The 2,007-nt window shown below is 64.6% G+C and carries 2 protein-coding genes; both read right to left on the bottom strand.

Translation table 11 applies throughout. The features are described from left to right. Positions 1–144: 144 nt before the first annotated feature. Complete coding sequence (gene ltrA / locus BCF44_RS54570) at positions 145–1,407, bottom strand: group II intron reverse transcriptase/maturase (RefSeq protein WP_116182483.1); 1,263 nt, start codon at positions 1,405–1,407, stop codon at positions 145–147. A 255-nt stretch (positions 1,408–1,662) separates the two neighbouring features. After that, positions 1,663–1,872, bottom strand: coding sequence for a hypothetical protein (locus tag BCF44_RS55185; RefSeq protein WP_147329107.1), 210 nt, complete (start codon positions 1,870–1,872; stop codon positions 1,663–1,665). Positions 1,873–2,007 lie beyond the last annotated feature (135 nt).

The following is a 2,007-nucleotide window of genomic DNA, read 5'->3' as shown; positions in this document are numbered from 1 at the left end:
CAGGATCGCACACGACCGCCAAGACCAGCCCCTTCGCGACCATCACCCCGATCTTGGCGTCGAGTAGCCGGAGGGAGTCTCACCCTCCGGCTCTCACAGAACCGTGCGTAACGATCTCCCGTTACACGGCTCTTGTCGTTCTGATCACCAGACCGGCGGAACCCAATTGACCCACCGCCAGTGGGCAAAGAACTGCGGCCTCTGGGCCACGGCCCTCTTCCACGCGCCGTGGGCCTTCTTCAAGCCCCGCAACCGCTTGTGCTTCTTGCGCAGCCATCGCATCAGGTAGGCATTGATGCGTGCCAGGAGGGGATAGAGCGCGGAGCGGTAGAACGCCCCGTAGTAGACCATCCAACCCCGCACGATCGGGTTGATCCATCGCGCAAGGTCCACTTCGGAGAACTGTGTGCACTTGTGCAGCCGCCATGACCGCACCCGTGCACTGATAGTGTTCAAGGCGTCCTTGCTGACCGCCGGATTGAAGCCGGTGAACATCTTCCCGTCCTTCCGGCGGACACCACGCGGCCGGAACGTATAGCCCAAGAACGTGAACTCGGTGTACTCGTAGCCACCGGTCCGGTTGCTGTCCTTGCAGTACACGATCCGAGTCTTGTCCGGATGCACCACCAGTCCAACCTGCCGCATCCGCTCCCGAAGGGCTGCCAGCACCTGGTGTGCCTGGGCCTCGCTGACGCAGTGCACCACCACGTCATCCACGTACCGCTCGAAGGCGACGGCGGGGAACTCCCGCTCCATCCACACATCGAACGCGTAGTGCAGGAACAGATTCGCCAAGATCGGTGAGACCGAGGAGCCCTGCGGGGTTCCCCGGTCCCGCTGCCGCACACTGCCATCCGGCAGCACCAGCGGCGCGGCCAGCCACCGCTTCACATACAGCAGGACCCATGGCAGGTCGCAGACCGCCTCGACCGCTTTGACCACCAACTCCCACGGCACGCTGTCGAAAAACTGCTGGAGGTCCACATCGATCACCCAGTCGGTCTTCCAACAACGCTGCCGGCAGGCGGCCACCGCGTCCAACGCGCCCCGCCGCGGCCGGTAGCCGTAGGAGTCAGGATGGAACAACGGTTCCGCCCTGGCCTCCACCACACCAGCCACCACCGTCTGCGCGACCCGATCTCCCACAGCGGGAACACCCAAGACCCGGGTGCCACCACCATGAGGCTTCGGGATCTCGACCGCGCGCACCGGCGGCGGGAAGTAACTGCCCGAGGACATCCGGTTCCAGATCCGATACAGGTTGTTCTTCAGATCGGACTCGAACGCCTCCAGCGACACCCCATCCACCCCGGGCGCACCCCGGTTCGCCTTGACCTTCTCCCATGCCTCCCAGACAGCCCGCTTCGAAATCTCGAACGGCTTGCCCGGCGACTTCAACTCGTTCACGCGACTCCTCCCAGGGGCCAGCCCCTGGTTGATCGAACGAACACAGCCACGAACGACCCGGCCCCTTCGCTCCACCCCCATTACAGGGGCTTCCCCGCTACTACGAACCGGTCCGCCAGCGCACCGCGCCTCGGTACTCAACCCCTCGCGGTGTCACGCGCTTGGGGCACTCCCTCTCACCCGCCAGCCGGCGGGCAGTATCACGGCACGCCTTCTCCTGTTCCACGCGGAGGCAGCAGACCGGGCTCGCGTCGTCTATATGCCGGACACCGCCTGGCCAGAAAGCAGACCACCCGCCAGACTCATCCCGAGACCGATCTCACGTCCCGGTTCTGGTGTCACCTGGTGAAGTTTCGACACGTCCTCAACGATTCGCTCGCGCTCGCCTTCCCGGTCCCCACCTGACGCTTTGACCAGCGCCTTTTCCTCATCGCTCACCACGACGGTCTTCAGCCAACGCAGCATGAGGCGGTTTGGAGCCGCCCTCCGCCGGGCGACCCCGAAGGGCCAAGATCCTTCATCCCCCGCGCAGCACCGCTTCCGAGTGACTACCTACATCAGCACCCCTCCACGTTCAGGACACACGAGATCACGTCAGTG

The organism is Kutzneria buriramensis, assembly GCF_003387475.1.
Classification (GTDB): domain Bacteria; phylum Actinomycetota; class Actinomycetes; order Mycobacteriales; family Pseudonocardiaceae; genus Kutzneria; species Kutzneria buriramensis.
The sequence above is the reverse complement of the archived record's forward strand: the minus strand, read 5'-3'. Positions and strand labels throughout refer to the sequence as shown.